This window comes from Nonomuraea cypriaca, from assembly GCF_015645445.1.
Taxonomy (GTDB): domain Bacteria; phylum Actinomycetota; class Actinomycetes; order Streptosporangiales; family Streptosporangiaceae; genus Nonomuraea; species Nonomuraea cypriaca.
Window position 1 is genome coordinate 41,365 of record NZ_JADOGI010000029.1, and the last position, 25,182, is coordinate 66,546.

Consider the following 25,182-nt stretch of genomic DNA (forward strand, 5'->3'; position numbering starts at 1 on the left):
AAGCTACGCCAGGCCGAGCTCCGAGACGAGCATGCGCTTGGGCTTGGCCCCGATGATCTGCTTCACCGGCTCGCCGTTCTCGAACAGCAGCATCGTGGGCACGGCCATGACGCCGTACCTGGTCATGATCTCGGGGTTCTCGTCGGTGTTGAGCTTGCCGACGGTCAGCCCGTGCTCGGCCTCGATCTGCTCCAGTACGGGGCCCACCATCCGGCACGGCCCGCACCACTCGGCCCAGAACTCGACCAGCACCGGCTTGTCGCTCTTGAGCACCTGCTCCTCGTAGTTGTCCGTGGTCAAAGTGATCATTTTCATCCCCTTACAAAGCAGCCCGGGCAGGACTGCGCGAGCTGGGCGGCCACCTCGGCGCGGCGGGCGAGCAGGATGCGGATCTCCTCGTCGATCTCGGTCAGCTTCCGCTCGTAGACCTCGACGGACTCGGCGCACGAGCCGCCCGTGCTGTGCCCCCTGCGCAGGCAGTCGACGAACGGCCGGGTGTCCGCCAGGGTGAAGCCGACGCTCAGCAGGGCCCGGATCTCGGACACCAGCCTGACGTCTTCCTCGGTGTACTCCCGATAGCCGTTGGGCCCGCGCCGGGAGCTGAGCAGCCCGTTCTGCTCGTAGTAACGGATCGAACGGGTGCTCACCCCCGTGCGTTCCGCCAGCTCTCCGATGCGCATACGACCACGGTAAACGTTGACACCGACGTCAATGTCAAGCCTCAGTATCGGCGCCAGCGCAGCACGTTCGGGTAGGGGAGCTCCAGGCCGGGCGTCTCGGCGATGGCCTGCTCGGCCACCTCGGGCGCGAACTCGATGCGCAGCACCGCCTCCAGGTCCGCCCGCCGCTCGAACGCCATCCTGAGGTTCAGCGGCCGCCGCTGCCAGCCCTGACGGTCCCAGAACGCCTCGACCTCCCGCGCGGAGTAGGCCGGCACGGTGTTGGAGAACCAGCGACCGAACGACCCCCGCGTGGCGTCCAGGTCGACGACGAAGGCCGCGCCGCCTCGGCGTACCACTCTGGAGAGCTCGCGCAGCCCCGGCTCGCAGCCGGGGCCGAAGAAGTACGCCCACCGCGCGATCGCCACGTCCACCGACGCGTCGGGCAGCGGCAGGTCCTGGGCCGCCGCGGCGTGCACCGTTACGCCGGCCAGCCCGGCGCAGCGGCGGCGGGCGAGCGCGGCCAGGTCGCCGTGCGGCTCGACGCCGATCACCCGCGCCGCCTCGGAGGCGAGGAGCGGCAGGTGGAAGCCGGTGCCGCAGCCGATGTCGAGCACGGTGGCGCCGTCCCAAGCGCGCACCTCGCGCATCGCCGCGCCGACCGCGCCCTCGGGATCGACGGCGCGGTTCTCCAGCTCGTAGATCTGGGGGGTGTGCCAGATGTTCGGGCTCGGGATCGCACCCTTCGCTATGCGTGTCGCCATACGGGGCATGCCCCAACGGTAAGCGCCCCGCCACCTGTGACGAGCCGCTGAGACGTGGCTCACCACAGGGGCTCGCGCGCCAGATCGGCTTCTCCGGCTTAGGCTGGCAGCGTGGCTGATGTCATCCGCGTGCCCAATGCGAAGATCGCATTGTCCACTGCTTCGGTATATCCGGAACGCACTCCCGACGCGTTCGAACTGGCCGCGCGCCTGGGCTACGACGGCGTGGAGATCATGGTCGGCGCCGACCCGGTGAGCCAGGACATCGACGTGATCGAGCGGCTCTCAGAGCATTACCAGGTGCCCGTCCTCGCCATTCACGCGCCCTGCCTGCTGGTCACGCAGCGGGTCTGGGGGCGCGACCCCTGGGCCAAGCTGGTCAAGGCGCAGAAGGCGGCCGAACGCCTGGGCGCCTCGACGGTCGTGGTCCACCCGCCGTTTCGGTGGCAGCGCGACTACGCGCGCGACTTCGAGACGGGCCTGGGCAGGATGCGCGATGAGACGAGTGTCAAGTTCGCGGTCGAGAACATGTTCCCGCTGCGGGCCAGGGGCAACGACGTGGTGCCCTACTCGCCCAGCTGGGACCCGGTCGACCACGACTTCCCTCACACCACCCTCGACCTGTCCCACACGGCCGTGTCGGGCTCGGACGCCATGGAGATGGCCGACAAGCTCGGTGACAGGCTCGCCCACCTGCACCTGGCCGACGGGCTCGGCGTGACCAACAAGGACGAGCACCTGGTGCCAGGCCGGGGCAACCAGCCGTGCGCCCAGATGCTGGAGCGCCTGGCCGGTGGCGGCTACACCGGGCTGGTGGTCCTGGAGATCAACACCCGCAAGGCGGCCAGCCGCACCGAGCGCATCGACGATCTCGCCGAGGGCCTCGCCTTCGCCCGGCTGCACCTGGCGGCGTCCACATGAGCGGAGGTCCCATCGAGGATCTGGGACGGGTGTTCGACCGGGTGGCCGACACCTACGACGCGGGCCGGCCGGCCTATCCCGACGAGGTGTTCAGGGCGCTGAGCGAGGTGTCCGGCATCGACCTCGACGGCGCAACCGCGATCGACGTCGGGGCGGGCACGGGGATACTGACGCGGGCGCTCAGGGCGCGCGGCTCGCAGGTCATCGCGGTGGACGCGGGGGCGGAGATGCTGGCCCGTCTGGTGGCGAGGGCGGCGGAGGAGGAGGGCGTGCCCGGCCTCGCGGCGGTGCTCGCGGACGGCAACGCGCTGCCGCTGGCCGACGGGGTGGCCGATCTGGTGACGTACGCGCAGTCGTGGCACTGGCTGGACCCCGTGGCCTCGATCGCCGAGGCCCGGCGGGTGCTGCGGCCGGAGGGCTCGATCGTGGGCTGCTGGAACTTCAACCACGCCGCCGCGGCGGACTGGCTGGCCGCCTACGAGGCCCGGCTGGCCGAGGAGGTCCCCGCCTACTGCGGGCCGGCCGTCGAGCAGTGGTCGGTGCCGCCCATCGCCGCGGCCTTCGAGGTGGTCGAGGAGCGCTGGATCCCATGGACCAGGCTGATCGGCATCGAGGACCTCCTCCTCGACCTGCGCTCCCACTCCTACATGGCGGCGCTCTCCCTGGAGGCGGCCGACGACCTGGTCGACCGCCAGCGAGCGGAGCTGCGCGCGGAGTTCCCCGAGGGCCTGCTTTCTGTCCCCATGAGGGTCTATCTGGCGGTGGGCAGGTGACGCGAGGGAGTGCCGTCGCCTGGAGGAGCGGCGGGAGCGCAGCGACCAGAGCGGGGGAAGGCGGCGGCGTGAGGCGACCGAGCCCGCCTCACGGAGTGAGGCCATGAGCGCGCGTCGTGCCGGACGCCGGCCCGGGGCGGCCGACACACGGGGGGAGATCCTCGCGGCGGCGCGGCGGGTGTTCGCGGAGAAGGGGTTCGACAGGGCGACCGTGCGCGGCATCGCCAGGGAGGCCGAGGTCGATCCCGCCCTGGTCCACCACTACTTCTCGACCAAGGAGGGGATGTTCGCAGCGGCCATGCGGTTGCCGATCAACCCCGAAGAGGTTCTAACCTTGCTGTTGGAGGGCGGCCCGCGCGAGGAGATCGGCGAGCGGATGGTGCGCCTGCTGTTGCGTGCCACCGCCTCGCCGGAGACCCGCGAGCCGATGGTGGCGCTGCTCCGCTCGGCCATGACCAACGAGCAGGCCGCCGCGATGTTCCGCGGGTTCATCACCAACGCGCTGCTCAACCAGGTGGCCGACGCGCTCGGGGTGCCGCATCTGCGCATCGAGGCGGCGTTCGCGCAGATGTTCGGCGTGGTCATGGGTCGTTACGTGCTCAAGCTGGAGCCGCTGGCCAGTGCGACCCACGACGAACTGGTGGAGCTGCTGGCGCCGACCGTCCAGAGGTACTTCACCGGCTAGAGCATTGTTCTGTGCACGTCGGTGACCTTAGGGTATGTCGCGTACCCCGGAAATGTTACCCATGGGTAGGATTCGGGGAGAAGGCCTGCGAAGCGGTGACCGTACGCTGACAGCCAACGTCGTCTGTGGGAGGACCCCGTGCTCTGGGTAGCCATCATCGGGCTCGTCATGACCGTCCTGGCGGTGGCCGTAGCCGGCCGCAGGGCGCTGTTCCTGTACAAGCTCGCCACCGTGGGCCCGCCCGCGCCCGAGCGGATCGCGTACGCGAAGACGCACGCCGCCGGCGAGCTCAAGGCGCAACTCGTCGAGGTGTTCGGGCAGAAGAAGCTGCTCAAGTGGACGCCTTCAGGCACTGCGCACTTCTTCGTCATGTGGGCGTTCTTCATCCTGCTGACCGTCTACGTCGAGGCGTACGGCGCGATCATCCAGGGCGCGATCACCGGCACGCCCGACTTCCACATCCCGCTCATCGGGACCTGGGGCGTGCTCGGCTTTCTGCAGGACTTCATCGCGGTCGCCTGCGTGCTCGGCCTCGTCGCCTTCGCGGTCATCCGGGTCAGGAACTCGCCCAAGACGCTAGGCCGCGACTCGCGCTTCTCCGGCTCGCACCTCGGCGGCGCGTGGCTCGTCCTGTTCATGATCTTCAACATCATCTGGACGCTGTTCCTGGCCCGCGGCGCCGCCGCCGCCAACGGCAACTTCCCCTACTCCTCCGGCGCGTTCGTCTCGCTCGCGCTCGGTGACGCGCTGCCAGGGAGCGCGCTGCTCGAGGAGATTGCGTTGCTCCTGCACATCGGCTTCATGCTGGTGTTCCTGATCATCGTGCTGAACTCCAAGCACCTGCACATCTTCACCGCGCCGCTCAACGTGCTCTTCTCCCGCCGCCCCGACGGCATGGGCGCCGCACCGGAGATGCGGGTGGACGGCAAGGCGGTCGACTTCGAGGACGAGGACCTCGACCCGGAGCGGCTCGGGCGCGGCAAGATCGGCGACACCACGTGGAAGGGCTTCCTGGACTTCTACTCCTGTACGGAGTGCGGCCGCTGCCAGTCGCAGTGCCCGGCGTGGAACACCGACAAGCCGCTCTCGCCGAAGATGCTCATCCTCGACCAGCGCGACCACGCGTTCAAGACGGCTCCTTACCTGATGGCGGCCGCGGGGGGTGTCGAGCACACGGACACCGACGTGCTGGCGCTGCTGGAGAAGCCGCTCGTCGGCGAGGAGGGCGTGATCCACCCCGACGTGCTGTGGTCCTGCACCAACTGCGGCGCCTGCGTCGAGCAGTGCCCGGTGGACATCGAGCACATCGACCACATCCTCGACATGCGCCGCTACCAGGTGATGGTGGAGTCGTCGTTCCCGTCCGAGGCGGGCGTGATGGTGAAGAACCTGGAGAACAAGGGCAACCCCTGGGGCATGTCCGAGATGAAGCGGGCCGACTGGATCGAGGATCTCGACTTCGAGGTCGAGCTGGTCGAGGACAAGATGCCCGAGGACGCGGAATACCTGTTCTGGGTGGGTTGCGCGGGCGCGCTGGAGGACCGGGCCAAGAAGACCACCAAGGCCGTCGCGGAGCTGCTGCACATCGCGGGCGTGAAGTTCGCGGTGCTCGGCCCGATGGAGGCGTGCACCGGCGACCCGGCCCGCCGGCTGGGCATGGAATACCTGTTCAACATGCTCGCCCAGCAGAACATCGAGACGCTCAACGAGGCCGGCGTCAAGAAGATCGTCGCCACCTGCCCCCACTGCTTCAACACGCTGGCCAACGAATATCCGCAGCTCGGCGGCACGTACGAGGTCGTGCATCACACCCAGTTGCTGTCCAAGCTGGTCGAGGAGGGTCTGCTCACCCCGGTCACGCCGATCGAGGAGAAGATCACCTACCACGACCCGTGCTTCCTCGGCCGCCACAACAAGGTCTACTCCCAGCCCCGCGACATCATGTCGAAGGTCCCCGGCGTGCGGACCCAGGAGATGCACCGCCACAAGGACCGCGGCTTCTGCTGCGGCGCGGGCGGCGCGCGCATGTGGATGGAGGAGCGCATCGGCAAGCGCATCAACACCGAGCGCGTGGACGAGGCGCTGACCACCGATCCCGACACCGTGTCGACCGCGTGCCCGTTCTGCATGGTGATGCTCGGCGACGCGATCAACGAGAAGAAGAACACCGGCGAAGCCAAGGAGTCGCTTGAGGTCGTGGACGTGGCCCAGCTCTTGATCAAATCTGTCAAAGGGGTTTCCTGACCGCTGAAAGTCGGACTCCTCGACACGCCGTGTGGAGGAGTTTCGCATGTCAACGGGTGTGATCGCGAGAAATCTGGCATCCACATAACGGGAAAATCACGGTAACCTCAACGTCGCATGGCTCTATTCGACGGGGAGGGGGCTCGCGATGGGCGTCGTCGTCACCGACGCCGAGGTCACCCTGGCGGATGTGCTCTCCCTTCGACTGGCCATCGACGAACCACTGGAAGACGGCACCGAGCTCGTGCTCAGGCATCGCACCACGGGAATCGAACGCGACGTGCTGCTCGGCACGCCGGGGGCGCGTGCGCGTGAGGCGACGCTGGCGGTCTCGCTGGCGCCGCTCGACCTCAGCGCCGGGAGGTGGGACGCGTACCTGCGGCGGGCCGGCAAGCGCAGCAGGTTGCGCAGCGTCGACCCGGGTTTCTCGCTCGACCACCTCGACGCGTACACGCTGTGCAAACGCACCCTCGCCTACCGCTCCTACCGCACCCGCAACGGCTATCTGGCGCTGAAGATCTCCGACGCCGAGCCGGTGGCCGAGGTGCGGGCGATCTGGTTCAGGGAGGGCCGCTTCGAGGTGATGGGCCTGCTGGCCTACACCGGCCTGGAGGACGACGACTCCCGCCACGAGGCCGTGCTGACCCTGGACCGCAGGCAGACGCAGGCGCGGGTGTCGGCCACGGCCACCGTGCAGGGCGTGCGCTTCCACGCGGCCGTGTCGCTCGTCGACGTGGTCGCCGCCGACCCCGACGCCTCGGGCACCTGGGAGCCCGCGCTGACGGTCCAGGACGTGCCCGCGCCGCTCAGACTGGGCTCCAGGCTCGACGACGTCGACGGCAAGCGCAGGCGGCTGCACTACCCGTCGGTCGAGGTGGACGGCGTGCCGATCAGGCCCGGCTACACCGCAGACGACGAGTTGCGGATCGAGGTGGGCGGATGAAGGTCAGCCTGGTCCTCGCCTCCGCGTACGGCATGCGCGGCGACGCGCGCGCCACGCTCAACCTCGCCTCGGCGCTGGCGGACCGGCACGACGTCGAGGTGATCAGCGTCAGGCGGCAGAAGGACAAGCCGTTCTTCCCCGTCGCGCCCGGCGTGACCATGCGCAGCGTGGTCGACGTCAGGCCCGGGGTCAGGCACCTGCTCCCGCACGGCCAGGTGCGCACCGAGGTGGCGCTGTGGCGGATGCTGCGCGGACTCAAGTCCGACGTCCTGATCACGACCAGGCCGGGTCTCGGCGTGCACGCCGCCAGGCACGCGCCGCGCGAGATGCTGAAGATCGCCAGGGAGTGGGGGCGGCCCACGGTCCCCGGACCCGTCAAACGCTTCTATCCGCGCCTGAACGCCGTCGTCACGGCCACGGAGTCGGCCCAGGAGGAATGGGGCAGGCTGCTGGACGGCGGGCCCGCCGTGCACTCCGTGCTGGACGCGTTGCCCGATGGCCCATGGCCGCGCTCGCGGATGGACAACCGGATCGTGGCCGCCGGGGGCAGGTGGGTGCCCGCGAAGGCGTATGACCGGCTGATCAGGGCGTTCGCGATCGTGGCGGACAAGCGGCCGGACTGGCGGCTGCGGCTCTACGGCGGCGGCCCAGAGGAGCGGCGGATGCGCGCGCTGGTGCGCGAGCTCGACCTGCACAACCACGTCTACTTCATGGGCACCACGCAGGACCTGGCGGGCGAGTTCGCCAAGGCGTCGATCGTGGCCAGCACCTCACGGACCGAGGACCTGGGCATGACGGTGCTGGAGGCCATGGGCTGCGGGGTGCCCGTGGTGGCCTTCGAGGGGGCCAGGGGGCCGGCGGAGTTCGTGGCCACGGGCTACAACGGCGTGCTGGTGCCGGAGGCCGAGGAGGAGCCGCGGCTCTTCGCGTCGGCGCTGCTGGCGCTGATCGACGACGAGCGCAGGCGGCGCTCGCTGGCGGCGGGCGCGCTGGACACGGCCCTGCGGCACGAGGCCGGCGAGGTGGCCGACCAGTGGGAGAAGCTGATCGCCGGCCTTCGCTGAGCCGAGCGGCCGCTCGCTGGACGCGGTCCTGCATACGGGTTACGGGTACCTTAGAAGCATGCATGGGTACAGCGGAGACAAGCAGGCATATCTGACGCGCCTCAGGCGAATCGAGGGTCAGATCAGGGGCCTGCAGCGCATGGTCGATGACGACGCCTACTGCATCGACGTGCTCACCCAGGTCTCCGCGGCCACGCGGGCCCTCCAGGCGGTGGCGCTGGGGCTGCTGGAGGAGCACATCTCGCACTGCGTGGCGGACGCCATCAACGTCGGCGGTCCCGAGGCGGAGGCGAAGGTGAAGGAGGCGTCCGCGGCGATCGCCCGGCTCGTCCGCTCCTAGCCTCCCATAAGTGCGATTAACTAGTTATGTCGAAACCCCGGGAAACCTGAAACAGGGTTCCCGGGGCTAGTAATCGTCATAGTCCTTCAGCGGCTCGCCGAAGTCCGCAATCCGAGCGCGTCGTCGAGTTCGTCCAAGGTCAGCCGCCGTTCGCTGACTGCCACGGCGGTGAGCACCTCGGCGTAGAGCGCAATCTCGTCCAACGCGACACGGTCGTGGACCCGAGAGTCCAGGTCGTCGTGCCCCACCGCGTCGTCCTTTCCTTCCGCAGCCCACACCCTCTACGAGGTTACGGTGCGGGCCCCTTCCGGCGACATGGCCCATCGGGGTCATTCCTTTCCGCGCCCCGGGGACCCCGGTGGGATCATTTCCCGATTCCGAGATCACAATTCGGCGAATTTCTTGTGGCGGGAGTGCTGGAACGATATAGGTGTGAAATAACAGTATTAGTGGTTTGCTAGTGCTTGTCATCGCGTTCGTGGATGATCTTTTGCACCAGTGCCGCCTGTCCGGCGAGTCCGCGCTCCGGCATCTTGGCCCCGGTCAGCCCGCCCCACGCCAGCCCCGTGGCGTACGCCGCCCCGAGCACCGCCGCCGTACTCGCCCGGTCCGGCGGGGCCACCTCCAGCGCCGACGCGGGCTTGGTCCACACCCGCACGGGGAACCCCTCCGGCTGGGTCGACTCGCCGGCCGAGGTGCCGGTCAGGCCGGCCCGGTCCAGCTCCTCGTACGCCGTCCTGAGCCGGTGGTCCAGCAGGGCCGGCAGCAGTCCCTTGGAGTCGGCCACGTCGGCGAGGAACGAGGCGGCCGCCCGGCGCGGCTCTGGCGTGCACGCCAGGGCGTCCACCAGGTCGTAGACGGCGTGGGAGAAGTGCGCAGCCGGATCGGTCTCGACGAGCAGGGCACGGGCGAGGCGGTCCGGGCAGCGCTCCAGCCAGAGGCGGCGTACGGACTCGTCCTCCTTGGCGGCGTCCGCGTCCAGGACGGGCCGGCGCAGCATGGGCTCGACCATCGTGAGCAGCGCGAGCGCGCGCGGCCTGAAGCGGGTGTCGGAGAGCAGGATCTGGGCCGTGTCCGCCATCACGGCGGCGAGCCTGAGCGCGGCGCGGGGGCGTCCGGCCCGCAGCCGCTCGGCCACGAGCGTGACGAGGTCGAGCAGGGGCGGCGCGGGCAGCCAGCGCACCCACTCGTCGCCGGGCAGCGAGCGGCGCAGGTATTCGCCGAAGATGGTGAGCAGCCGTTCGTTGCCGTCGAAGGCGGGCGCGTACGCGCACCACAGTATCGTGCCCCACACGGCGGCCACCGTGCTGGGCACGTCGGAGGCGAGGATCTCGCCGAACGCCGTCAGCGGGTAGTCCGACTCGGACTTGCGCCCGCAACTCCGCACCAGAACCCGTACCTGCTCGGTCAGCCGCGCCGACACGTCGGGACCGATGAACGCCTGCGTCGAGCCGGGCTCGGCGTGGAAGTCGGGGCCACCGGCGACCACCTCGTCGGGCAGCGCAGCCGCCGGATGCCCGCTCCGGCGGGCCGGCGTCCCGCGCGGCGGTGGCGCGAGGTGCCAGCGGCCGTCGGCGGGGTCGTGCAGATGCCAGCGCGCGTGCGCCCCGAACAGCCACCGGTCGCCATCGGCGGTCACGAGTATTCTCGCCGCCAGGACATGGGCGCGGTCGGGCACGTCGAGCCCCTGCCAGCGTGGGTCCGCGACCATCGCGCGGACCTCCGCCTCGGTGGCCGTGAACGCGTCCCAGGGTCGCACGGCCGTCATCGTACTGGGACCTACCGGATCAACCATCGGCATTTCACGGCAGAATGTCCGCTATGAGGGCGAAGGTAGCAGGGATGGTGGCAGTCGTCAGCGTGCTCTCCAGTTGCGGTACGACTACGGCGGCGCAGCCGACCCCGACCGGACCCGGTGTGCTCACGCTGGAGAACGCCTCCCCTCCGGCGCCCGGCGGGGAGGTGGGCGGGGCCTCCACGGAGTTCGCCGCCGCCGATGATCTGTCCGCGTGGACCAAGCTGAGCGAGACCGAGAAGGACATCGACAGGATCGCCAAGCTCGACGTGAACAAGACCGCGAAGGGCTCGATGTATCTGGAGCCCAAGGTCTCGGCCTGGTTCGACGGCTTCCGCGGTCCCTTCGTGTACCAGGACCTCGCAGGGGACATCGTCATGCACGCCAGGGTCAAGGTCGAGGGCAAGGCCGGCGGGCAGCCCAAGCGGAAGTTCTCGCTCGGCGGCCTGATGGCCCGCCAGCCGGGCTCGTACGCCAAGCCCAACTGGGTGTCGGTCACCACCGGCACCGGTGAGAAGAGCGGCCAGGTCGAGGCGAAGTACACCCAGGACGGCAGCTCCAAGCCCAAGGAGGTGGCCGTCAAGAGCGGCTGGGTGGAGCTCGCCCTGTCCAGGGTCGGCCGCGTCTTCGTCGCGCTCTACAAGGAGGACGGCGGCAAGTGGAAGGTCGCCCAGCGCTGGCCTTCGACCCTTCCCGACGTGCTCCAGTGGGGTGTCACCGCCTACACCGACTGGGACAGCTACAGCACACTCCAGAAGGACCCGGCCAAGGGCAACGCCAAGCAGGTGAGCGGTGTGCCCGACCTCAAGCTGACCGTCGACTTCGTCAGGTTCCTGCGGCCCGAGCTGCCGGAGTACGCCGACCCGCTGAACGAGGCGTCGGTCTCGGACGAGGTCCTGATCAAAGCGATGACGCCTGCCGGTGCCTGAGCGCCTTGGCGACGTAGTTGTCCGGGGTGCGGGCGAAGGAGGCCCGGTCGTCGTCGGTGAGCTCGCGTACGATCTTGCCGGGCACCCCGGCGACCAGCACGCCGGACGGGATCTTCTTGCCGGGCCCGACCAGCGCTCCGGCCGCCACCAGCGTGCCCGCTCCCACGCGGGCGCCACCCAGCACGATCGCGCCGATGCCGATCAGCGTGCCGGTCTCGATGTGGGCGCCGTGCACCATCGCCTTGTGTCCCAGGCTGACCCGGTCCTCCAGGATCGCCGGCTCGCCGGGGTCGGAGTGGAGGCAGCTCAGGTCCTGGACGTTGCACTCCTCGCCGATCTCGATCCGTTCGTCGTCGGCGCGCAGGACGGAGCCGTACCAGATGCTGGATGCTCGGCCGATCTTCACGCGTCCGACTACGACGGCACCGGGTGCGATGTACGCCTCAGGGCTTATGTCCGGGACTGCCCCGTTGTTCAATGCTGCTATGTACACCCCAGACATCGTAATTCCGTGCCGGGGTATGGCGTTCGGGTTGCGGACGTGGGCAGATGGCAGGAAAGTCGTTTCCTGACGTCTCGTCGCCAGACCCTCACAACCCGCAGCTTTCCCCCGGCTCACGCAAACCACCTTTAGGTAACCCCCATGACAAACCAGCACGAGAGCATTCCCGACCTGATGCAAGAGGACACCTTCGAGGTCGTGATGCGCGGCTTCAACCGCCGTCAGGTTCACGACTACATGATCCGCACCAGAAACCAGATCCGGGATCTGGAAGAGCGGCTGGCACGGGCGCTCGACCAGGCCGAGCAGGGCCGCATCGAGCTGGCGGAGGCCAGGCGGCGCATGGTCGAGGCGCCGCAGAGCTACGAGGATCTCAGTCCCAGGCTCGCCCAGATACTCAAGCTCGGCGAGGAGGAGGCCGCGGCCAAGAGGGAGGACGCCGAGGCCGAGGCCGCCAGCGTGCGCGACGCGGCGAAGTCGGAGGCCGATCGGCTCGTGACGACCTCCCGCGAGACCGCCGACAAGATTCTCACCTCCGCGCAGGCGGAGGCCGAGCGGCGCGTGGGCGAGGCCACGCAGGCGGCCGAGCGGATGCTCGCGCAGGCGGGCGCGGACGCCGAGGAGCAGCTCAACTCCGCCCGCACCGAGTCGGAGGAATCCCTGCGCGACTCGCGGGCCGAGGCGGAGCGGGTGCTGGCCGCGGCCCAGGCGGAGTCGGAGCAACTGCTGCAGTCCGCCAACGCGCAGGCCGAGCAGGTGCTGTCCGGGGCGCGGAACGAGGCCGACACGATGCTGACGTCGGCCCGTCAGCGCACCGCCACGATCGACGAGCAGGCGGGGCGGCGGGTCGAATACCTGTCCAACACGCACACGGAGGTCGTACGCCGGCTGACCGAGATCAACTCGGTGCTCGGTGACCTGATGCGCAACGAGGCAGGGGCCGGTCCGCTGGTCCCGGAGGAAGCTCAGCCGCCCGCCCAGGAGGACCTGCGGGTCGTCGTGGAGAGCGAGGAGGAGCAGCAGCCGCGCGAGGAGGCCGTCTCCGACGACACCGACGTGCACATCGTCCGGCTGTCCGAGGTCAACAAGTAGGGTTCGGCCACGACCGCCGCAGCCCCCGTGGGCGGCGGAGCGGAAGCCCCCGCCCCCGATAGGGTCGGAGGCTTCCGCGTTCGTGGCCCCACCTGTTGGTGGCCCGGTACCGGGGCCGCCGAGACGCTGGACCCGGCACCGGGCTGCTCATGTGCGCCTGCCGCGGAACGCTCCACGGCGGGCGTCAAGGTGGTGCGGGGCCGGCTCGCCACCGGTGTCGCTCACCGGCCCTTCTTTCCTGGTCCCGGAGCTGGTCGCGCAGGCCGTCCGGGTCGTCCGCGTCGATGGTCATCGCACATCCGGCATCGCGCTGCGCCGCGCTGAGCGGATGGTGTCTCGTGGCCCACCAGCGGCCGGCATCGCTCCGCCAGATGGTCCACTGGGGGTACTCCCGGGCAATCTCGGCAAGATGCCGATCAAAGGACATCTCTGTCCGCCTTTCCCGGGCCCCCAGGCGAGGTTTCCATCTCCTTCGACGATGCGGCACTTCTCTAGAGAATTCAATGATCGTGATGGACAGGTCAACCTATCGCTTGACACATCGGGTTGAACTAGGCGTCGAAGTCGTACTGGAGTACGTATGCCGCCGAGTCCAGCACCATCTCGTTGATCTCGACGGGCAGCCCGCCCGACGTGTACGCCGTACGGGCGATGACGATGACGGGTGTGCCGCCCGGCAGGTCGAGCAGGGCGCTCTCGCGCGGTCCAGGCATGCGGGCGCGCACCTCCTCGGTGAAGTGGGCGGGAGGCACGCCCAGGTCTCCCAGCCTGGCGTAGACCCCGCCAGGCCCGGTGTCGGTGAGGGTGATCGCGCTGCCTTCCACCAGTCGCGCGGGAAAGTAGGAGGTGGCCAGTTGCACGGGTCTGGTGTCGACCGAGTAGCGGCGCCGGCGTACCCATACCTCGCCGCTCTCGAGTACGCTCGCCACCTCCTCGGCGGCGCGCTCCAGCGCCACCTCCACGTGGTCGACGGTGAACGGCCGGCCACGCGTGTCCGCGTCCCAGATGGCCCGGCCCTGACCCCACTGCTCTCGTGACAGGCGGCGTGAGCCGTGTCTGCGTATCGGTTTGAACAGCCGCACGTAAACCCCCGAGCCTCGTTTGGGCACCGCCAGCCCTTCGTTGATGAGTACGGCAAGCGCCTGCCTGGCGGTGGCTCGTGCGATTGCGTATTCGGCCATCAGTGCGTTCTCGCCCGGTAGTCGGTCCCCGTCGCGCAGTTCGCCGGACAGAATCCGGGCGCGGAGGCCGTCGGCGATGCGTCGATAGATAGGGGGCTCATGGGGTACCGGGGATTCAGACAACTTTGATCACCCTCTGTCACCAACCAGGTTGTGGCGTCTCCAGAGAACTTGCCCCGTCTTGTCCACGATCGCACAGATACAGAGGATGGTCGCGAGCTTCTTTTGAGCGGATCGTGCCCGTGTGGTGAATTCCGGGACGTTTAAGCGGACCGTTACCGTGGAACGGTCCCGGCCGGTATTCGGTCGGCCCACCAGCGGCGAGTAATCAAAGCGAAGATCACGGCGCCTGCGGTGTTCAGGAGGACGTCGTCCACGGAGGAGAAACGGCCTAGGCGCAAGGCGTACTGGAGGAGTTCGACCAGGACCGAAAATGCGGCGGCGAGGGCCGCAACGCGGGCCGTCGAGGACATGGCGCGGCTGCGTACCGGCAGGAGCGCGCCGAGCGCCGCGAACACCAGCAGATTGCCGCCCACCTGGACCGACACCGCCTCCCACGGCGCGTTCACCAGGTCCGCGAGGTCGGTGAACGGGACGAGGCCGACTCCTGTCCGGCCGCTCGACGGGGTCAGGATCATCCAGATCCAGGGCGCGGTGCCGACCACGATGCCGACGTCGGCGATCGAGACGCGCAGCGGCGCGGGATGCCCGGCGCGGGCGCGGTGGCGGGAGAGGAGCAAGATTGCTAGCAAGGCCAGAGGAAGTGCAAACGTACCAGCAATAACGACGTTTCCCCACAATTCCCACGTCCGCGCCACTCGACCATCATGGCGATCGATCAAGGGGTACCGGAAGATGTCCATCTGGACAGGTCCGCCACCATCGGAAAACGACCCGGCGACCGTGGATGGCGCGCGTCGCGTTCGGGGGAGACGATGCGAGCGAGGGTTCCATGTCCCGGGACGCCCCGTTGTCCGTCGACCGCCCAATGATCTATACAGCGATCTATACAGGGAGAGATGAGGAGGCTGTTGTGCTGACGCATTTCATCGGTGGCGAGCCGGTGGGGGCGGGGAAGGCGTTCCCGGTCCACGACCCCGTGACTGGCACGGTGATGAGGCAGGTCCACGAGGCGGACCCGGAGGTGGTCGACCGGGCGGTCCGCGCGGCCAGGGAGGCGGCGCGGGACTGGGCGGCGCTGCCCGTCGCCGAGCGGGCCGGGTGGTTGCGGCGCCTGGCCGAGGGCGTCGAGGCCCGCTTCGACGACCTGGTGGTGGCCGAGATCGCCGACACGGGCAAGCCGCTCGACCAGACCCGCACCCTGGACATCCCGCGCGGCATCGCGAACTTCCGCGCCTTCGCCGAGATCGCCGCCCAGCGCCCCGACGACGCCTTCCACCTGTCGGGCCTGCTCAGCTACACCGTGCGCAGGCCGCTCGGCGTGGTCGCGGCGATCGTCCCGTGGAACCTGCCGTTCCTGCTCATGACGTGGAAGCTGGCGCCCGCCCTGGTCGCGGGCAACACCGTGGTGGTCAAGCCGTCGGAGCACACGCCTGGCTCCGCCGCGGTGTTCGCCGAGATCTGCGCCGCCGCCGGGCTCCCCGCCGGCGTCGTCAACATCATCTTCGGGTACGGCTCCGCCGGCCAGCTCCTCGTCGAGCACCCGGGGGTGGACGCCGTGACGTTCACCGGGTCCACCAGGACGGGCAGCGAGATCATGAGGTCGGTCGCCGACCGGGTCAAGCCGATCTCGTTCGAGCTGGGCGGCAAGAACGCCGGGCTGGTCTTCGAGGACTGCGATCTCGACCGGGCGGTCGAGGGCGCCGTGAAGTCCGTCTTCACCAACGGCGGCCAGGTCTGCCTGTGCACCGAGCGGCTCTACGTCCAGCGCTCGATCTTCGAGGAGTTCTGCGCCCGGCTGGCCAGCCGGGCCCAGGAGGTCGAGCCGCAGCCCATGATCTCCTTCGACCATCGCGAGAAGGTGCTCGCGTACTACGCCTTGGCCCGCTCGGAGGGAGCCAAGGTGCTCACGGGTGGCAGCGTCCCGGCGTTCGGCGATCACCGCGATTCCGGATATTTCGTAGAACCGACGGTAGTGACAGGCTTATCGGAATGGTCAAGGTTCAACCGGGAGGAGATCTTCGGTCCCGTGTGTCACGTCGCGCCGTTCGACAGCGAGGCCGAGGCGATCGACCTGGCCAACGGCGGCGAGTACGGCCTGGCGGCCACCCTCTGGACGACCAGCCTCGACCGCGCCCACCGGGTGGCGCAGCGGCTGGAGGCCGGGCTCGTCTGGGTCAACACCTGGTATTCACGTGACCTGCGCACCCCGTTCGGCGGCGTGAAGCTGTCGGGCATCGGCAGAGAGGGCGGCCTGCAGTCGCTCGACTTCTATTCAGCACCCACCACGATCACCATCAAACTGGAGCAACCCGATGCATGACGAATGGTCCCAGGCCGTTGACGTGCGGACTCATGCCGCCGACCGGCTGGCCGAAGCCGCGCGTTCAGGCGAGCAGTGCGCGCCGATCAGGGACCTGGTCGCCACGGAGGCAGCAGGCTACGCCGTACAGGAGATCAACACACGCCGGGCGCTGGACGCGGGACGGCGGCTGGTCGGAAGGAAGATCGGGGCCACGAACGAGCAGGTACGCGCGAAGCTGGGCATCGGCCAGCCGGACTTCGGCATGCTCTTCGCGGACATGTCGTACTGCGACGGCCTTCCCGTGCCGGTGGACAAGTTTCTGCAGCCGCGGGCCGAGGCCGAGGTCGCGCTGGTGCTCGGCCGGGACCTGACCGGCGGGCCGTTCACGGTGGCCGACGTGATCAGGGCGGTGGAGTTCGCGCTGCCCGCCATCGAGATCGCGGACTCGCGCATCGCCGACTGGGACATCACGCTGGCCGACACGATCGCGGACAACGCCTCAGCCGGCGCGTTCGTGCTGGGCAACACGCCCGTGTCGCTGATGGGGCTGGACCTGCGCGCGGCCGGGATGACCATGACGCGCGCCGGTCAGGAGGTGTCGGCGGGCTCCGGAGAGGCGTGCATGGGCAACCCGCTCAACGCCGCACTCTGGCTGGCGAGCCGGCTCGGCCGGACGAACTACGCGCTGCGCGCCGGTGACGTGGTGCTCACCGGCGCGCTCGGGCCGGTGGTGCCGGTGGAGGCAGGGGACGTGTTCGAGGCGCGCGTCGGCGGGCTGGGCTCCGTACGGGCGGTGTTCTCGAAGTGAGGGAAAGGGGCAAGGCCCTCCGCGTGCCGGGCAAGGCCACTCCGCGAGGGCGGTTCCCGCACGTCAAGCGGGCAGGCGACTTCCTGTATGTCTCGGGCACGAGTTGCCGGCGCACCGACGACACGTTCGTGGGCGTCGAGGTGGACAAGTTCGGGGCGACGAACCTGGACATCCGCGCCCAGACAAGGGCGGTCATCGAGAACATCGGCGACATACTCAAGGCGGCGGGCGGCTCGCTCGCCGATCTGGTGCAGATCACCGCGTACCTGGTCAACATGAACGACTTCAAGGGCTACAACGAGGTCTACGCCGAGTTCTTCGACGAGGAGGGGCCCACCAGGAGCACGGTGGCGGTGCACCAGTTGCCCCATCCGCACCTCCTCATCGAGATGCAGGCCGTCGCCTACCATCCGCAGGAGCGATCATGATCCGGCCACGGCGTTCCTGATGCGGGTGCCCGTGTTAGGTCTGGCGGTGCTGATGGCCGCAGGCTGCGGCGGGTCGCTGCCGGCGCAGGAGGAGGACGCCCGGCAGGTCAGGATCGGCGCGATCATCTCCCAGACCGGCGTGTACGCCGTGCTCGGCGACGACATGGAGACCGCCATGCGCCTCTACCTCGACACCCACGGCGGCGCCCTGGGCGGCAGGCCGGCGACGCTGCTGGTGGCCGACGACGCGGGCGATCCGGAGGAGGGCCAGGCGCAGGCCAGGCGGCTCATCCAGGACGAGGGCGTGGACGTGATCACCGGGCTGATCTCCTCGCCTGTCGCCGCGTCCGTGGTCGAGGCCGCGGGACGGACGCCCGTCGTGATCGCCAACGCGGGCGCGGACGAGCTGGGCGGCCCGAACGTCTTCCGCGTGTCGTACACCGATCACGACCACGGCCACGCCGCCGGCCGGTACGCCGCCGAGAGGTACGGCAGGACGGACGTCGTCCTCATGGCCTCCTCCGCGGGCGCCGAGACCCTCCAGGGCTTCACAGAGGGCTACGGCGCCGGGCCGCTCAAGCGCATCCTCACGCCGTACGGCCGGATCACGGACCTGGGGCCGTACCTCGAGCAGATCCCGGCGGAGGCGGAGCTCCTGTACGCCGTCTACGCGGGCGGCGAGGCGGTGGCGTTCGCGAGGGCGTTCAAGCAGCTCGGCTACGATGACGAGGTCGAGCTGCTGACCTCGCAGAGTCTCACGGACGAGGACGTGCTGCGGGACATCGGCCCGGACGCCGAGGGGATCACCAGCGTCGGGATGTACTCTCCCGCGCTGGACAATCCGGACAACGCCGCGTTCGTCGCCCGGTGGCGTGCCAGGACCGGCCACAACCCGTCGGCGGTCGCGCTGCAGGGCTGGGACGCCATGCGCCTCATCGACCAGGCGCTGGCCAGGGGCGGCGATCTGGTGCGTGAGCTGGGGGAGGCGGGTGAGCTGGCAGGACCGCGCGGCCCGTTCCGGCTCGACGCCGGCCACAACCCGGTGCAGAACTGGTACGCCCGCGAATACCGAAATGGTGTAAATCGGATAATTGCCACGATCCCCCCAGAATCGGAGTGAGTACGTGCTGGACCGCGATCACTGCCTGGCACTCGACGCCGGCGATCCGCTGCGGGAGTTCAAGGACGAGTTCGTGCTGCCCGAAGGGGTCGTCTACCTCGTGGGCAACTCACTCGGCGCGCTGCCCAGGCGGACCGCCGAGCGGGTGCGGCGGGCGGTCGCCGACGAGTGGGGCAAGGAGCTGGTCGGCGGGTGGAACACCGAGGGCTGGTACGAGCAGCCGCTGACCCTCGGCGACCGGCTGGCCCCGCTGATCGGCGCGGGACCTGGGCAGGTCGTGGTGGGCAACACGACCTCGATCGCGATCTACCAGGCGGTGGCGGCGGCGCTGCGGTTGCGCCCGGAGCGCCGGGTGATCGTCTCCGACGTCCGCAACTTCCCCACCGACCACTACATGGTGCAGGGGCTGGCCGGGCTGCTCGGGGACTACGAGGTGCGCGACGTCGCCGCGGGCGGGTTCGAGGACGCGGCCGTGGTGCTGCTGGGGGAGGTCGACTACGGCACCGGCGCCAGGCACGACGTGCCGTCGGTCACCGCCGAGGTGCGGGCGGCCGGTGCGCTCATGGTCTGGGACGTGTGCCACAGCGTGGGCGCGATGGAGGTGGACATCTCGGCGGCCGATTTCGGGGTCGGATGCACGTACAAGTATCTGAACGGGGGGCCTGGCGCGCCCGCGTTCCTCTACGTCAATCCGCGGCACCACGCCGCCGCCGAGAACGTCCTGTCCGGCTGGATGGGCCACGCGGAGCCGTTCGCGTTCGAGGCGGACTACCGCCCGGCGGAAGGCGTCAGGCGGTTCGCTGTGGGCACCCCGCACGTGTTGTCCATGGCGGCGCTGGAGGCGGCGCTCGACATGTGGGAGCGGGTGCCGATGGGCCAGGTGCGGGCCAAGAGCATGGCGCTCACCTCGCTCTTCATCGACCTGGTCGGCGACGCGCTGGAGCCGGCCTCGCCCCTCGACGCGGCCGCGCGCGGCAGCCAGGTCAGCTTCCGCCACCCCGACGGCTACCGGGTGATGCGGGCGCTGATCGACCGGGGCGTGCACGGCGACTTCCGCGCGCCCGACATCCTCAGGTTCGGGATCGCGCCGCTGTACATCGGCTACGCAGACGTCTACGACGCCGCCGCCACGCTCCTGGAGGTGCTGGACCAGGAGCTCTGGCAGGACGAGAGATACGCCCACCGGAGGGGCGTCACCTGAGATCCAGCTCCTTGACCGCCCGCTTGGGGGCGATCGCGCGGTAGCTCTCCTCGACCCAGTCGAGCAGCACCTCGGTCTCGGGCAACTCCGCCAGGAACGGCACGGTCACCCATCCGGCCTTGCCGAGGCCGTGACTGCTGGGCGCCGCCCCCTCGACGGTCAGCGCGTGGCCGTGCGCCTCCGAGCGCAGCTTCACACCGAACGCCGGGTCCCACTTCTCGGTCTGCTCGTCCAGGCCGAGAAAGAGGAACACCTTCTTGTTCACCTTGATCACCGTCTCGCCCCACGGGTGGTCCTCGTGAGTCTCGGGGAGCCCGAGAGCGAACGCGCGTAGCTCCTCGCGTACGTCCTGCCAATCGCTCATGCGTTCGACGTTAGCGCGGCGTGCGCCGAAAGTCCTCCAGCTTGCGCTCGATGCGTTCCCTGATCATGTCCCTGGCCGCCATCCTGGGCACGCCGGACATCAGCAGGTGGTCGTAGTCGGTGTCGAGGTGCCTGATCGAGGCGATGACGGCCAGGGTGATGGCGTTCTCGTCGAGCGCCTTCGCCGCCGCCGACCTGCCGACCCTGCCGCTGCCGCGCTGGCCGGCGTGCTCGGCGATCTCCCGCGCCCGTCGCTCCGGGCAACTCGGGAACAACCGGGCGATCTCGGCCGCCATCTTCGCCTGGAACTCCCCGTCCTGCTCCGCCCGGCGGTCGCGGTCGCGCTCGCGGCGGCGCAGGCGTACCTCCTCGTCGGCCAGGCACCGCTCCTCGGCGGCGGCCAGCGCGGAGTCCTCAACCAGCAGGCCGAGGCGCTGGTAGACCTTGCGCCGGCGGTTGAACCTGACGACCACGGCGGACAGGCCGCTCTCCTGCTTGGCGCGGCGGCTGAGCGCCGCGTTGCCGGCCGGCAGGAACACCAGGTGATCCAGGTCCGCGCAGGTCAGACAGTGCGGGCGGTCGTCCTCCATGATCAGATAGGGTCCGGTGTCGCCGCAGGCGGCGCACGTCCAGTCGTCCAGCGGCGACACCGCCACCAGGTCGGGCGCCTTGCTCTGCGCCTCGGTCAGCCGCCGTACCCTGGCCTCGCTGAGGTCGGGCGAGAGCCAGTGGACGCGGAACGCCTCCTGCGGGTGCCCGGCGGTGAAACGCAGCTCGCGCCGGTCCCGGGTGCCGGCGATGTACGGCGTCTCCACCGGCCTGAGCCCCTTGGCCCGCGCCCAGTTCCCCAGCAGCGTGGCCGTGGCGAGCAGCCGCTCCTCGTCGACGTCCGCCAACTCGGCGAGCGTGGCGACCCGGCCCTGCCGCCAGGTGTCCACATGCCTGGAGTGCAGCCAGCGCAGGCTCGTCACCACGTCGATGAACGTCACGTACTTGCGGGTGGTCAGGGCGATCTCGGCCGCTTCGGCGACCCGGCGCGCCAGGTTCGGCTTACTCACGGGGCCAAGTCTTCCGTGCCTTTGTCGTGAGATGGCGAGACTCGGCGCATTCCTTTGTGTCATTGCGGCAAGTAACTCCTTCGGATCTGGCCCTGGAGGAAAATCGTGCGTCTGTTCTGGCCTGCCGTCTTCATGCTCACCACCTCATGTGGCCTGGCCGAGGACGGCACGCAGCCCGTCGTGTCGGGCTCGTTCGGCAGTAAGCCGGTGGTCGCCATACCCAAGGGCAAGCCGGGCCGCACGCCGCGGATCACGGTGCTGTCGGTGGGCAGCGGGCGGCGTACGGTGCCGGGTGACGTGGTGCTCGCGGACGTGGACATCCGGCGCTGGTCGGGCAACCAGCCCTACATGAACACCTACGACGTCAACCAGCCCACCACGGTGGTCTTCGACGGCAGGCAGGTGTCGGAGACGTGGCGGCAGTCGCTCATCGGCCGGCCGGCGGGCAGCAGGATCATGCTGGTCAGCCCGGCGGCCGAAGCTCTGGGTCCGAACGTGCCGCTGACCGGCGTCTCGCCCGGGGACACGCTGGTGTTCGTGTTCGACATCCTCGGCGGGTATCCGCCGGACGCCCGGCTCGTGGGGCGTACCCTGCCGATCGTGCCCACCGACCTCACGCCGGGCGCGCCGCCCCGTACGCTCATCGACGGGTCGGGCAGGGAGGTCGTGGCGGGCGCCAAGGTGGTCGTCCAGTACGTCGCCGCGGCCTGGCCGTCCCGCACGGTGGTGGACTCGTCGTACCGCCGGGGCGGGCCGAGCGCGTTCACGCTTAAGCCGGGGGCCGTGCCCGGCGCCTGGCTGGACGCGCTCGCCGGCCGGCGGGTCGGCAGCCGCGTCGCCGTCGCCGCGCCCGGCGACGACCCCGTCCTGTACGTCATCGACGTACTCGACACCATCGGCGCCCGCTAACTCGTCATGCTTCCGGTGTGGGGTCGAGGTCGGAGCGGAGCATGCTGTAGAGCACGCCGTCCCGCCACTCGCCGGCGCGGAAGCCGACGCCACGGAGAACGCCCTCGCGGGTGAACCCCGCCTTCTCCAGCGCCCGCTGCTCCGCCAGATTGGTGATCTCGGTGCTCGCCTCGACCCTGTTGACCGTCGAGTGGTCGAACAGGTAGCGCACGAGCAGCTTCTGGGCCTGTGTGCCGTAGCCCTTGCCACGGTGCTCAGGCGCCACGATCAGCCCCATCGACCAGAAGTAGCTCGCGCGGTTGGCGACCTCCTTCCGCCATGACACGAAGCCGGCCTCGTCGCCGTCGTTCGCGATGATCAGGATGCCGCCGTCGTCGCCGAGCATCCCGTTCTCCTCCCAGCGGTCGCGCAGGGTGCGCGGGTTCTGGAAGCCGTACCACTGGAACTCGCCCGTGCTGTCCGGCTCGCTGATGAGCCGGTAGAGGAAGGATAAATCGCCCTCGTTCACGGGACGCAGGCTAATCATCATGAGCGGGACACTATGCGACGTACCAGTCGCCTGAGCCGCGACTCCTGGAGCGGCGCCGCCTCCAGCGCGGCGAGCGCCTCGGCGGCGGTCGGCCGCTTGGCCGGGGAGTGGTCGAGCATCCTGCGCACCACCTCGGGCACCTCGGGACCCTGGGCGTCTGCACTCGTGGGAAGCTCCCCGGTGAGGAGCTGGTAGGCGATCGCCCCGGCCGCGTAGACGTCGGAGGCGGTCGTCATCCTGTCGGGCCGGTCCTGGCACTCGGGCGCCACGTAATGGGCGTCGAGCACGTTGCCCAACTCGTGCGCGACGGTGTAGTTGCGCGGCCCCGGCTTGGCGTAGTCGAACCCCGTCAGCACCGCGTGCCCGTCGTCGGTGACCAGGACGCAGGCGGGCGTCAGCGCCCGGTGCATGACGCCGTGCGCGTGCGCGTGCGCCAGCCCACGCAGGAGGTCCTGGATCACGCCCAGCCGCACGCCCTTGCCCAGCGACAGGTGCAGCGCCTCGCCGTGCACGTCGTCGAGCACCAGCACGAACCGGCTCTCGTCGTCGATGGCGAAGAAATCGCGCGAGCGCACCACGCACGGGTGCGGGGGGATCCTGGCCAGCGTCTGGTACGCGTTGGCGATGCGCTGCCGCTCGGCCGCCCGCGCCTCGTGGTCGGCCAGCGGATCGGCCTGGTAGACCCGCAGCAGCACGGTCTCGCTGCCCGGCAACGTCACGTTGAACGCCCGGTATTCGGTGACCTTGGCGTCACCGCCGAGCTGCTCCTCCACCTCCCAGTTGCCGAACCTGGGCGGCGCGGTGCTGCGGCGTACGGTCTGGTTGAGCGCGTCGAGAATCGCGGTCATGTACGGCCGCGCGTCCGGGGTGCACCCGCGCCTGACCCGGGAGCTGTCGCTCAGCGTGGTCAGCAGGCCGGGCAGGTCGGTGACGTTGGCCGCGTCGCGCCCGGCCTGGTCGACCAGCTCGGCGTCGGGCGAGGTGAGGACGACCAGGCAGTCGACGTAGACGCGTTCGAGCTGCGTGGCCCGGGACACCAGCAGGCCCTTCAGCGCCTTCGCGGTGCCCCGCAGTTTGATCACGGGCGAGCCGAACGCCTCCCTGCGCGGCGGGAACCACCGCGTGCCCGACACCTGGATGCGGCCCCTGGTGCCCTTGACGTCGACGACCACGAGCGAGTGGCCGGTCAGCACGAGGAGGTCGACCTCGAACAGGTCATGGCCGCGCGGAACCTCGATGTTGTGCAGCAGCAACCAGTCGGCCGGCCCGTGGTCGCGCAAATAGGCGATCACCCGCCGTTCGGCGTCGTTGACCGGACGTCCCCCGCCGACGATCTCTGCCATGAGCCTATCCTCGCATGGGATCCCATTGACAACACGTTGTCCAAATGACAACATGCTGTCATGAAGGGAATCGTGCACCACGCCGTCTACGACACGCTCGCCGACTGGGAGACCGGTCACGCGACCGCCCACCTGCGCAGCGGGCGCTACCACCGCGAGCCCGGCGGCTACGAGATCGTCACGGTCGGGCTCGCCACCGGGCCGGTCGTCACCGCGGGCGGGCTCCGCATCACGCCCGATCTCGCGCTCGACCAGCTCTCCCCGGCCGGCAGCGCACTGCTGATCATGCCGGGGGCGGATCTGTGGGACGCGGGGGACGAGTTGGCGCCGTTCGCGCGCAAGGCCGGCGAGTTCCTGGACGCGGGCGTGCCGGTCGCGGCCATCTGCGGCGCCACTGCCGGGCTGGCCAGGGAGGGGCTGCTGGACGAGCGCGACCACACGAGCGCCGTGACGGAGTACTTGGCGGCGCAGGAGGGCTATTCGGGCGCCGAGCGCTATCTCGACCGGGACGCCGTGCTCGGGGGCGACCTCGTCACGGCGGGGCCGACGGAGCCGGTGGCGTTCGCGCGGGAGATCTTCCGGCGGCTCGACGTCTACCGGCCCGAGGTGCTGGACGCCTGGTTCCGGCTGTTCGGCGTCGGCGACCCGGCGGCGTACGAGGTGTTGGCGGCGGCATGAGCGAGCCGGCCGAGCTGCTCTCGGGCCTCGCGCTGGGGGCGTTCCGGCTCAACGGGCAGTTCCTCCAGGTGGCGGAGGAGCTGGCACGGCCCGCCGGAATGACCGCCGCGTGGTGGCAGGTGCTCGGAGCCGTCCTGCATGAGCCGCTGCCCGTGGCGGGGATCGCCAGAGTCATGGGGATGAGCCGGCAGGGGGTACAGCGGATCGCGGACCTCCTGGTGGAACGGGGTCTGGCCGAATACCGCCCCAACCCGGCCCATCGCCGGGCCAAACTCCTGCAACCGACCGCGACCGGCCGGGAGTCCATCGCCAAAATCATCCCCGGCCACCGCGCCTTCGCAGAACGCCTGGTCACCGCGCTGGGCCCCGAAGACGCCAAGAACTGCCTGGAGACCCTCCAACGCCTCTCCTCCACCCTGGACCACCTC

The 25,182-nt window shown here is 69.8% G+C and carries 29 protein-coding genes; 17 read left to right on the plus strand and 12 right to left on the minus strand.

The window, feature by feature from the left end; genetic code table 11:
* Nucleotides 1-3: 3 nt before the first annotated feature.
* The 3 genes from trxA to ITP53_RS12535 are packed head-to-tail and all read right to left on the minus strand — an operon-like array spanning nt 4 to nt 1,423.
* A complete protein-coding gene (gene trxA / locus ITP53_RS12525; RefSeq protein ID WP_207755888.1) occupies nt 4-309 on the minus strand; it encodes a thioredoxin in 306 nt (101 codons plus the stop codon).
* Between the two features lie 2 nt (nt 310-311).
* On the minus strand, nt 312-680 hold the full coding sequence (locus ITP53_RS12530) for a MerR family transcriptional regulator (RefSeq protein ID WP_195895528.1): 369 nt from the start codon (nt 678-680) through the stop codon (nt 312-314).
* Between the two features lie 41 nt (nt 681-721).
* Nucleotides 722-1,423 (minus strand): class I SAM-dependent methyltransferase, encoded by a 702-nt coding sequence (locus tag ITP53_RS12535; RefSeq protein ID WP_195895557.1) that lies wholly within the window; start codon nt 1,421-1,423, stop codon nt 722-724.
* 111 nt (nt 1,424-1,534) lie between these two features.
* Between ITP53_RS12535 and ITP53_RS12540 the strand changes: the two genes are divergently transcribed.
* From ITP53_RS12540 to ITP53_RS12570, 7 genes are all read left to right on the plus strand, one after another.
* Entirely contained in the window at nt 1,535-2,344 is an 810-nt protein-coding gene (locus ITP53_RS12540; protein ID WP_195895529.1) for a sugar phosphate isomerase/epimerase family protein, read from the plus strand.
* Nucleotides 2,341-3,117: a class I SAM-dependent methyltransferase gene (locus ITP53_RS12545; RefSeq protein ID WP_207755889.1), complete on the plus strand. Its 777-nt coding sequence runs from the start codon at nt 2,341-2,343 to the stop codon at nt 3,115-3,117. The genes ITP53_RS12540 and ITP53_RS12545 overlap by 4 nt, the downstream gene beginning before the upstream one ends.
* Before the next feature lie 103 nt (nt 3,118-3,220).
* Entirely contained in the window at nt 3,221-3,802 is a 582-nt protein-coding gene (locus ITP53_RS12550) for a TetR/AcrR family transcriptional regulator (RefSeq protein ID WP_195895530.1), read from the plus strand.
* Nucleotides 3,803-3,940: 138 nt separating this feature from the next.
* A complete protein-coding gene (locus tag ITP53_RS12555) occupies nt 3,941-6,046 on the plus strand; it encodes a (Fe-S)-binding protein (protein WP_195895531.1) in 2,106 nt (701 codons plus the stop codon).
* Nucleotides 6,047-6,194: 148 nt separating this feature from the next.
* The gene (locus ITP53_RS12560; RefSeq protein WP_195895532.1) at nt 6,195-6,989 is read left to right on the plus strand and encodes a hypothetical protein; all 795 of its coding nucleotides are present in this window, start codon (nt 6,195-6,197) and stop codon (nt 6,987-6,989) included.
* On the plus strand, nt 6,986-8,053 hold the full coding sequence (locus ITP53_RS12565; RefSeq protein ID WP_195895533.1) for a glycosyltransferase: 1,068 nt from the start codon (nt 6,986-6,988) through the stop codon (nt 8,051-8,053). The genes ITP53_RS12560 and ITP53_RS12565 overlap by 4 nt, the downstream gene beginning before the upstream one ends.
* Before the next feature lie 58 nt (nt 8,054-8,111).
* Nucleotides 8,112-8,393, plus strand: coding sequence for a metal-sensitive transcriptional regulator (locus tag ITP53_RS12570; protein ID WP_195895534.1), 282 nt, complete (start codon nt 8,112-8,114; stop codon nt 8,391-8,393).
* A gap of 86 nt (nt 8,394-8,479) precedes the next feature.
* On the opposite strand, the gene ITP53_RS12575 is transcribed toward ITP53_RS12570, so the two are convergent.
* Entirely contained in the window at nt 8,480-8,641 is a 162-nt protein-coding gene (locus ITP53_RS12575; protein WP_020540796.1) for a hypothetical protein, read from the minus strand.
* A 209-nt stretch (nt 8,642-8,850) separates the two neighbouring features.
* Nucleotides 8,851-10,161: a hypothetical protein gene (locus ITP53_RS12580; protein ID WP_195895535.1), complete on the minus strand. Its 1,311-nt coding sequence runs from the start codon at nt 10,159-10,161 to the stop codon at nt 8,851-8,853.
* Between the two features lie 74 nt (nt 10,162-10,235).
* On the opposite strand from ITP53_RS12580, the gene ITP53_RS12585 reads away from it, so the two are divergent.
* A complete protein-coding gene (locus ITP53_RS12585) occupies nt 10,236-11,117 on the plus strand; it encodes a DUF1349 domain-containing protein (RefSeq protein ID WP_195895536.1) in 882 nt (293 codons plus the stop codon).
* On the opposite strand, the gene ITP53_RS12590 is transcribed toward ITP53_RS12585, so the two are convergent.
* Nucleotides 11,089-11,619 carry a gamma carbonic anhydrase family protein gene (locus ITP53_RS12590; protein ID WP_195895537.1) on the minus strand — a complete coding sequence of 177 codons (531 nt, stop codon included), beginning with the start codon at nt 11,617-11,619 and terminating at the stop codon, nt 11,089-11,091. The genes ITP53_RS12585 and ITP53_RS12590 overlap by 29 nt on opposite strands.
* A gap of 141 nt (nt 11,620-11,760) precedes the next feature.
* Here ITP53_RS12590 and ITP53_RS12595 point away from each other — a divergent pair, with 141 nt between their 5' ends.
* Complete coding sequence (locus ITP53_RS12595) at nt 11,761-12,711, plus strand: hypothetical protein (RefSeq protein ID WP_195895538.1); 951 nt, start codon at nt 11,761-11,763, stop codon at nt 12,709-12,711.
* A 551-nt stretch (nt 12,712-13,262) separates the two neighbouring features.
* On the opposite strand, the gene ITP53_RS12600 is transcribed toward ITP53_RS12595, so the two are convergent.
* Nucleotides 13,263-14,015, minus strand: coding sequence for a GntR family transcriptional regulator (locus tag ITP53_RS12600; protein WP_195895539.1), 753 nt, complete (start codon nt 14,013-14,015; stop codon nt 13,263-13,265).
* A 152-nt stretch (nt 14,016-14,167) separates the two neighbouring features.
* The gene (locus ITP53_RS12605) at nt 14,168-14,755 is read right to left on the minus strand and encodes a VanZ family protein (RefSeq protein WP_195895540.1); all 588 of its coding nucleotides are present in this window, start codon (nt 14,753-14,755) and stop codon (nt 14,168-14,170) included.
* 170 nt (nt 14,756-14,925) lie between these two features.
* Here ITP53_RS12605 and ITP53_RS12610 point away from each other — a divergent pair, with 170 nt between their 5' ends.
* From ITP53_RS12610 to kynU, 5 genes are read left to right on the plus strand one after another with little or no spacing between them, the layout of a single operon-like run.
* Entirely contained in the window at nt 14,926-16,335 is a 1,410-nt protein-coding gene (locus ITP53_RS12610) for an aldehyde dehydrogenase family protein (RefSeq protein WP_328814385.1), read from the plus strand.
* Nucleotides 16,328-17,125 (plus strand): 2-keto-4-pentenoate hydratase, encoded by a 798-nt coding sequence (locus ITP53_RS12615; protein WP_195895542.1) that lies wholly within the window; start codon nt 16,328-16,330, stop codon nt 17,123-17,125. The genes ITP53_RS12610 and ITP53_RS12615 overlap by 8 nt, the downstream gene beginning before the upstream one ends.
* Nucleotides 17,122-17,553 (plus strand): RidA family protein, encoded by a 432-nt coding sequence (locus ITP53_RS12620; protein ID WP_195895543.1) that lies wholly within the window; start codon nt 17,122-17,124, stop codon nt 17,551-17,553. The genes ITP53_RS12615 and ITP53_RS12620 overlap by 4 nt, the downstream gene beginning before the upstream one ends.
* 19 nt (nt 17,554-17,572) lie before the next feature.
* Nucleotides 17,573-18,673, plus strand: coding sequence for an ABC transporter substrate-binding protein (locus tag ITP53_RS12625; RefSeq protein ID WP_195895544.1), 1,101 nt, complete (start codon nt 17,573-17,575; stop codon nt 18,671-18,673).
* Between the two features lie 4 nt (nt 18,674-18,677).
* The gene (kynU, locus tag ITP53_RS12630; RefSeq protein ID WP_195895545.1) at nt 18,678-19,874 is read left to right on the plus strand and encodes a kynureninase; all 1,197 of its coding nucleotides are present in this window, start codon (nt 18,678-18,680) and stop codon (nt 19,872-19,874) included.
* Here kynU and ITP53_RS12635 read toward each other — a convergent pair.
* Nucleotides 19,867-20,238: an MmcQ/YjbR family DNA-binding protein gene (locus tag ITP53_RS12635; protein ID WP_195895546.1), complete on the minus strand. Its 372-nt coding sequence runs from the start codon at nt 20,236-20,238 to the stop codon at nt 19,867-19,869. The genes kynU and ITP53_RS12635 overlap by 8 nt on opposite strands.
* 10 nt (nt 20,239-20,248) lie before the next feature.
* Entirely contained in the window at nt 20,249-21,295 is a 1,047-nt protein-coding gene (locus ITP53_RS12640) for a DUF2293 domain-containing protein (RefSeq protein WP_328814386.1), read from the minus strand.
* A 105-nt stretch (nt 21,296-21,400) separates the two neighbouring features.
* Here ITP53_RS12640 and ITP53_RS12645 point away from each other — a divergent pair, with 105 nt between their 5' ends.
* Entirely contained in the window at nt 21,401-22,204 is an 804-nt protein-coding gene (locus tag ITP53_RS12645) for an FKBP-type peptidyl-prolyl cis-trans isomerase (RefSeq protein ID WP_195895548.1), read from the plus strand.
* 4 nt (nt 22,205-22,208) lie between these two features.
* On the opposite strand, the gene ITP53_RS12650 is transcribed toward ITP53_RS12645, so the two are convergent.
* Both ITP53_RS12650 and mads6 read right to left on the minus strand, forming a co-directional pair.
* Nucleotides 22,209-22,733, minus strand: a complete 525-nt coding sequence (locus ITP53_RS12650) for a GNAT family N-acetyltransferase (protein WP_195895549.1) — start codon at nt 22,731-22,733, stop codon at nt 22,209-22,211.
* Entirely contained in the window at nt 22,730-24,076 is a 1,347-nt protein-coding gene (gene mads6, locus ITP53_RS12655; protein ID WP_195895550.1) for a methylation-associated defense system protein kinase MAD6, read from the minus strand. Before mads6 ends, ITP53_RS12650 begins: the two co-directional genes overlap by 4 nt.
* A 60-nt stretch (nt 24,077-24,136) precedes the next feature.
* On the opposite strand from mads6, the gene ITP53_RS12660 reads away from it, so the two are divergent.
* Together ITP53_RS12660 and ITP53_RS12665 are read left to right on the plus strand one after the other, a co-directional pair.
* A complete protein-coding gene (locus ITP53_RS12660; RefSeq protein WP_195895551.1) occupies nt 24,137-24,754 on the plus strand; it encodes a DJ-1/PfpI family protein in 618 nt (205 codons plus the stop codon).
* On the plus strand, nt 24,751-25,182 hold a 432-nt coding region (locus ITP53_RS12665; protein ID WP_195895552.1), incomplete at its 3' end, for a MarR family winged helix-turn-helix transcriptional regulator. The genes ITP53_RS12660 and ITP53_RS12665, both read left to right, overlap by 4 nt.